This is a genomic window from Finegoldia magna (genome assembly GCF_018371055.1).
GTDB lineage: Bacteria > Bacillota > Clostridia > Tissierellales > Peptoniphilaceae > Finegoldia > Finegoldia magna_I.
This window is the reverse complement of record NZ_JAGYZD010000075.1, coordinates 1-7,189: the sequence shown is the minus strand read 5'-3', so window position 1 is coordinate 7,189 and position 7,189 is coordinate 1. Positions and strand designations below refer to the sequence as shown.

The window sequence follows — 7,189 nt, the reverse complement described above, 5'->3', positions numbered from 1 at the left end:
TTTATATATAAACAAGAAAAACGAATGACTGATGGAGGTTATTTTGGAAGTTATACAAGTAAAAAAAAGTTTAAATTTGAAGGGCGAGGTCAAGATTGACGGCGCCAAAAACTCAGCGCTTCCTATTATAGCAGCATCTCTTTTAGGAACTGAGCCGATAATTTTAGAAGATGTTCCGAAGTTAAAGGATGTTTCAATTATATTGAAAGTTTTAGAAGAATTGGGATCAAAAGTAACTTATTTGGATAAGAATAAGGTTGAGATAGATAGTAGCAATGTCAATAATTCTGTGACTCCACACGAATTGATGAACAAGATGAGGGCTTCATTTTTAGTAATGGGACCTTTGTTGACTAGACTTGGTGAAACTAAGACGTATTTGCCAGGTGGATGTGCGATTGGTTCGAGACCTGTGGATTTGCATTTAAAAGGATTTAAGTCATTGGGTGCTGAGATTGAATCGACTGACGAAAAGATAGAAGCTATCGCAAAGGATGGTTTGATTGGAGGGGAAATTTATTTGGATTTTCCAAGCGTTGGCGCGACTCAAAATATAATGATGGCAGCGACGATGGCAAAGGGAGAAACTGTTATCGAAAATGCTGCTAAGGAACCAGAAATCGTAGATTTGGCAAGTTTCTTGAACAAATTGGGCGCGAAGGTTCGTGGCGCTGGTACTTCTACAATTAGAATTGTCGGCGTTGACAAGTTATACGGTGCAAAACACACAATTATTCCAGATAGAATAGAAGCTGCGACTTTTATGGTGGCAAGTGCGATTACACGTGGAGATGTTACTGTGAAAAATTGTATTTCATCTCATATTATGCCGATTATCGCAAAGCTTCGTGAAGTTGGTTGTGAGGTTATTGAAAACGAGGACGAAGATTCTATCAGAGTTATTTCCACTGGTAGATTAAAAGGAACGAAGATTAAAACTTTGCCATATCCTGGTTTTCCTACAGATGTGCAAGCACAATTTATGGCGTTGATGACTGTGTGCAAGGGTCAAAGCAGTGTAGAAGAAACTGTTTTTGAAAATAGATTTATGCATGTGGAACAACTTCAAAAAATGGGCGCTGCTATTGCGACTGAAGGAAATGAAGCGAGCATTGCAGGAGTAGATTCTCTTCAAGGAGCTACTGTGAAGTCCACCGATTTGAGAGCTGGAGCGGCTTTGATTTTGGCGGGACTTGTAGCAGATGGAACTACAAATGTTACAGATATTTATCACATTGACAGAGGATACGACGATATTGTTTCCAAATTCAAAAAGTTGGGCGCAAATATCGAAAGAATTGAAATCGAAGATTAATAAATTGTATAAACAGAGGGATTGTTATTTGATTGAACAACCCTCTTTTTTGTAGGTGAGTGTATGAAATTTAGCGCGACTGTCAAAAATATAATATTCGAAAACGAGTCCAATGGTTTTAGGATTTTTTCTGTGGATAAGGACGGAGAAGAGAGAATTATCAAAGGAAATAGTTTCAAAATTATGCCGGGAGATTTCTTGGATATTGAGGCAAACAAAGTCCAAGATCCAAAATACGGCGAACAATACAACATAATTTCCGTTGAAAGATCCACTAAGCCTAGCATGTACAATATTATCAATTATCTTCAAAGCGGTTTGATTAAAGGAATTGGAGAGACAACTGCAAGAAGAATCGTCGAAGAATTTGGCGAAGATACGATGGAAATTTTGAAAAATTCTCCATCCAAATTATTGCAGGTCAAAGGAATCGGCAAGAAAAATTACAAAAAAATCAAAGAATCACTCGACGAGAAAAAAGAATACGCTGAGATTTTCTTGTATTTGCAATCATTGGGGCTTAGTCTTCATCAAGCGAATATTATTTCTGATTTTTACAAGGAAGACACGAAGAAAATTATCATGCAAAACCCATACACTTTGATTGACGATATTAGAGGAATTGGGTTCAGAACGGCGGACATTATTGCGCAGAGAATCGACATAGAGCTGGATTCTCCATTTAGAATTAAGGCTGCGTTCAAATATTTTATGGAGAAGGAAGCAAATTCTAATGGGAATTGCTACGTTTTGGAAGATGATTTGATAGCTGGAGTGGAGAATCTTATCGACATTGAAATCAAAAACAGACAAGAGACGTTGGAGTCTTTGATTGTCAGTGGAATTATCGCGATTGATGACACAGACGATGAGCATAGAGTCTACCTTCCACAAATCGAAAAAGCTGAGATGAGATGCGCAATGAATATTGCGAATATTTTGAAAAGCGAAATCGAAGATGAGTTTGACGTGGAGGCTGAGCTTTCAAAATTAGAATCAGAACACTTGGATGATTTGCAAATCGAAGCCATCAAAAAATCTATGACTGAAAAAATGCTGATAATTACGGGTGGTCCTGGTACGGGAAAAACTACGATTATCAACAATATTACGAAAATTTTCAAGAAAAATGATAAGGATATAATTCTTGCGGCGCCTACTGGTCGTGCGGCTAAAAGATTGTCGGAAAGTTGCAACGAAGAAGCGAAGACTATTCACAGAATTTTGGGATACATTCCAGTTGAAAACGGAACGATTTTCGACCACGACGAGGATAATCCTATAGATTGCGATTTGATAATCATCGATGAAGCCAGTATGATGGATATTTTCATCGCGGACAGTTTGTTGAGGGCGTTGGACTCAAATACTAGAGTAGTTTTCGTAGGAGACTGTGACCAGCTTCCAAGTGTACAAGCTGGAAATGTGCTCAACGATTTGATAGAATGTGGAGAAATCACTACGATAAAATTGACGAAGATTTTCCGTCAAGCACAAAACTCCAACATAATTGTGAATGCGCACAGGATTAACAACGGAGAGTTTCCTATTCTGAATGAAAAGGGCAAGGATTTTTTCTTTATTGAAGAAAATGACCCAGAACGTGCCAAGCAGACGATTCTCGATTTGTGCGCACAAAGACTTCCTAATTTCTACAAAAAAGACGAGTTTGACGATATAATTGTGTTAACTCCGATGAAAAAATCTAGCTGTGGAACAAAGGAATTAAACGCAGCTTTGCAGGAAGTTTTGAATCCGAAAACACCGATGACAGAAGAAATCGAGCAACGAGACAGGATTTTTAGGCTCAACGACAAAGTTATGCAAATTAAAAATGATTACACCAAAGAATTCATTGACGATGATGCGATGGGGGTTTTTAACGGAGATATCGGAAGAGTTACATACGTCGATCCGATTGATGAGACTATTGATGTGTTGTTTGACGATAAAACCGCGAGCTTCACGAAAAAAGAATGCGACGGTTTGACGTTATCTTATGCGATTACGATTCACAAATCACAAGGAAGTGAGTTTCCAATCGTAGTAATTCCAGTGACACAGGCTCCGTTTATGTTGTTGACTAGAAATTTGCTCTACACTGCAATCACAAGGGCAAGAGAAATTGTAGTTTTGGTTGGGAGCTTGAAGATTTTACGCCAAATGATATCCAACAATAAAATAATGAAGAGAAATTCGGGCTTGGACAGAAGAATCAAACAATACACGGATTTTGATATCGACGATGACGAACAAGAAATGATGAGAGAGATGTTCGAAGATGAGGGATTTTAGTTTTTTATTTCAAAAGCGTTGCATAATTTGTCACGAGAAAAAACAGTACAAATATTTGTTGTGCGAAGATTGCTTGGACAAGTTGGTTTTCGTGGACGGTTATAGGGATATCGACGGTACGGATTGCTATTTTCCATTACTTCACCAAGGTTTGACGAAAAAACTCATCTACGATTACAAGCTCAGCCGCAAACAAGTTGTTAGATATTTCTTGGCAGATGTGGTTACAGATCAGATCAAACAGAAAAATTTACAAGACTACACGCTTTTAAAAGTTCCATCGACAAAATCTACGATAAACAAACGTGGTTTCGATCACATTCACGAGATTGCAAGGGAAGTGGCAAAGATTCTGGACATGGAATATTTGCCAGATGCGATTGTAAAAGTGAAGGAAACCAAAATTCAACACAATTTATCACAGCTTCAAAGAATTGAAAATCTACAAGGTGCGTTTGAATTGAACGCTGATGTGTCGGATAAAAAAATTCTGGTTTTGGATGATATTGTGACGACGAAGAACACTTTAAGAGAAATCAAAAAAGCTTTAAATGGAAATTATGCGGATTTGAAATTTGTCGCAGTGTCTAGCAGGTCTAATGAAAAATATTAAAATTGGGTATAAATAATTTAACGGAAAATTAATATATTGGGGGCAAAATATGAAATGGCAAGGTAGAGAAGGAAGTTCAAATGTAAGCAGAGGTTCATCCGGTGGAGGACCAGTTAAAATCGGCGGAGTGGGACTACTTTTGCTTGTGATTGTGTATTCTTTGTTTGGAGGAAATCCACGTGATATTATCAATGAACAAAACAGAACACAACAAGAACAACAAGTAAATAAATCTGAAAAAGCGAGTAGCAAGGAAGTCGAAGAAGCCGAAAAGATGCTAAGCGTTGTGTTGAAGGATACAGAAGATGTGTGGCACGAAAAATTTTCTGAAATAAATAGAACATACAACGAACCGAAACTCCATTTCTTTGAAGGAGCAGTGTCTACGGGTTGCGGAAATGCTGACAAAAACGTAGGGCCGTTTTATTGTTCGTTGGATCAAACAGTCTACATGGATGTAACTTTTTACAATATGTTGACGAAAAAACTTGGAGCTGACGGTGGAGATTATGCTATGGCATATGTGTTGGCGCACGAAGTTGGCCACCACGTCCAAAAAGAGCTAGGAATTTTGGATAGAGTTCACAATATTCAACGTAGATTGAACGAAAAAGACGCCAATAAATATTCTGTAGCACTGGAAATTCAGGCAGATTATTTTGCAGGAGTGTTCAGCTATTACATCAAAGAAAAAGGATATTTGGAAGAAGGAGACATTGAGGAAGCGATAAGCGCTGTCCAAAGTGTCGGCGATGATCACATTCAAAAAATGGGACAAGGATACGTCCAACCGGAAAAATTCACTCACGGTTCATCCGAACTTAGAAACGAATGGTTCCAACGAGGATTTAAATACCATGATTTTGAACACGCAGATTCATTCGGTGAAATGGGACTTGGAATTCAATAAACGAAACGCCAGAATTAATTTTCTGGCGTTTTTTTAGATTCGTTGTATTCTTTTTCGTGTTTGTCGATATCATTCAAAAGCATTTTGAAAATCTGATTAAATGATTGGTTGTATTTTTGTAAAGTGGATTTTTGCAAAACTTCACGTGCTTTTTGGAATTGATGATCTTCCACATAGGCTATCGCCAAGTTAAAATAATACAAGCTTTTTGCATAATCTGTTTTTGGTTTATCTTTTATCTTTTTGAAATTTTGAAATAATTTGTCCAAATTTCCATTTTGTTCGTAATCCAGCATGTATTTTCTGATTTCACCGGCAATTTTTCTGTCCATTATCATATTGTGAAGCACTTGAATCAAGATATAACTTAGAAAAAGTGCGAACGTTGTGATTAAAGTAAATGAAATTATAATGAAAATCCTATTAATTCCTGTGAGATTTTGAGTCGCAACAACGGCGATGGTTTCTATCACAAATGTTAGAATTGCAAGAATTATTAGTTTACTGTTAGATATTTTTATTCTCATAAAACCCTCCGTATTTAAAATATATCCTATTTTTTACTTATTTACAAGCAATATTGAAATATTGTAAGATTTATTTGATAAAAATTATCACGGAGTGATTATAATCACAGTATTTAAAACTTTTTTAACATATACTTAATATAACGTTAAAAATAAGAAAAGGAGATATGTATGAGCAATTTATTCGATAATGAACAATTCAAAAAAGCTTGGGAAGGTTTCAATGATGGAGACTGGGCAGATGAAATCAATGTGAGAGATTTTATTCAAAAAAACTACACTCCATACGAAGGGGACGATTCTTTCCTAGTAGGTCCAACACAAAAAACTAAAACTTTGTGGAACGAAGTAAACGATATGATCGTTGAAGAAGTAAAATCTAAGAAAATCAAGGTTGACCTTGAAAGATTCAGCGGAATTAACAATTTTGATGCAGGATATATCGACAAGGACAATGAAGTTGTTTTTGGATTACAAACAGATGAACCTATGAAAAGAATTATGAATCCATATGGTGGTTTCAGAATGGTTGAAAATTCTTTGAAGGCTTATGATTTGGAAATGGATCCAGTTATAAAAGAAAAATTCAACGAATACAGAAAAACACACAACCAAGGAACATTTGACGCTTACACAAAAGAAATGAGAACTTTCAGATCAGTTGGTTTGTTGACAGGACTTCCTGATGCGTACGGAAGAGGAAGAATTATCGGCGATTACAGAAGAATTGCTTTGTACGGTATCGATTATTTGAAAGCTATGAGAATCAGAGACAAGGAAAACTTGACAGGAGATGCTACTGAAGAAATCATTCGTAGACGTGAAGAATTTTCTGAACAAATCAGAGCTTTCGATGAAATAAAAGACATGGCGATGAGTTATGGATTTGATATTTCAAGACCAGCAATGAATGCGACTGAAGCTGTTCAATGGTTGTATTTTGGATATTTGGCAGCAGTAAAAGAAAACAACGGAGCTGCGATGTCAATCGGAAGAAACACCGCGTTCTTGGATATTTATATCAAAAGAGATATGGACAAGGGGATTTTGGATGAAGACCATGCACAAGAATTGGTGGATCAATTAGTTATCAAACTTAGAATGGTTAGACATCTTCGTACTCCTGAATACGATGAATTATTCGCTGGAGATCCTACTTGGGTTACAGAATCAATCGGTGGAATGGGCGTTGATGGAAGAACTTTGGTTACGAAAACTTCATTCAGATTTTTGCACACTTTGATAAACATCGACACATCACCAGAACCAAACATGACAGTTTTGTGGTCAGATAATTTGCCACGCGCTTTCAAGGATTTCTGTTCAATGATGAGTATCAAAACAGCTTCCATTCAATACGAAAACGACGATGTAATGCGTGATGTTTACGGCGACGACTACGCGATAGCATGTTGTGTATCTGCAATGCAAGTTGGAAAACAAATGCAATATTTCGGAGCGAGAGCAAACCTTGCAAAGGCACTTTTGTATTCAATCAACGGTGGTGTAGACGAAGTTTACAGAGACAA

General features: G+C 36.9%; 6 protein-coding genes. 5 read left to right on the top strand and 1 reads right to left on the bottom strand.

The genetic code is table 11. The features are described from left to right. The first annotated feature begins 43 nt into the window (after positions 1-43). The 4 genes from murA (at position 44) to KHW44_RS04540 (ending at position 5,133) form a co-directional block, all read left to right on the top strand. Entirely contained in the window at positions 44-1,315 is a 1,272-nt protein-coding gene (gene murA, locus KHW44_RS04555; protein WP_304066517.1) for a UDP-N-acetylglucosamine 1-carboxyvinyltransferase, read from the top strand. A gap of 63 nt (positions 1,316-1,378) precedes the next feature. Next, on the top strand, positions 1,379-3,610 hold the full coding sequence (locus KHW44_RS04550; protein ID WP_304066514.1) for an ATP-dependent RecD-like DNA helicase: 2,232 nt from the start codon (positions 1,379-1,381) through the stop codon (positions 3,608-3,610). Next, a complete protein-coding gene (locus tag KHW44_RS04545) occupies positions 3,597-4,223 on the top strand; it encodes a ComF family protein (RefSeq protein WP_304066511.1) in 627 nt (208 codons plus the stop codon). The genes KHW44_RS04550 and KHW44_RS04545 overlap by 14 nt, the downstream gene beginning before the upstream one ends. A 49-nt stretch (positions 4,224-4,272) precedes the next feature. Further along, positions 4,273-5,133 carry a neutral zinc metallopeptidase gene (locus tag KHW44_RS04540; RefSeq protein WP_304066509.1) on the top strand — a complete coding sequence of 287 codons (861 nt, stop codon included), beginning with the start codon at positions 4,273-4,275 and terminating at the stop codon, positions 5,131-5,133. A 14-nt stretch (positions 5,134-5,147) separates the two neighbouring features. On the opposite strand, the gene KHW44_RS04535 is transcribed toward KHW44_RS04540, so the two are convergent. Then, entirely contained in the window at positions 5,148-5,660 is a 513-nt protein-coding gene (locus KHW44_RS04535; protein WP_304066506.1) for a hypothetical protein, read from the bottom strand. A 171-nt stretch (positions 5,661-5,831) separates the two neighbouring features. Here KHW44_RS04535 and KHW44_RS04530 point away from each other — a divergent pair. Then, the coding region (locus KHW44_RS04530; protein ID WP_304066504.1) for a pyruvate formate lyase family protein at positions 5,832-7,189 on the top strand (1,358 nt) is incomplete at its 3' end.

Excerpts from the sequence above, each read along its gene's own strand:
- KHW44_RS04535 (WP_304066506.1), bottom strand. The coding sequence starts at position 5,660 with ATGAGAATAAAAATATCTAACAGTAAACTAATAATTCTTGCAATTCTA.
- KHW44_RS04545 (WP_304066511.1), top strand. The coding sequence starts at position 3,597 with ATGAGGGATTTTAGTTTTTTATTTCAAAAGCGTTGCATAATTTGTCAC.
- KHW44_RS04550 (WP_304066514.1), top strand. The coding sequence starts at position 1,379 with ATGAAATTTAGCGCGACTGTCAAAAATATAATATTCGAAAACGAGTCC.
- KHW44_RS04540 (WP_304066509.1), top strand. The coding sequence starts at position 4,273 with ATGAAATGGCAAGGTAGAGAAGGAAGTTCAAATGTAAGCAGAGGTTCA.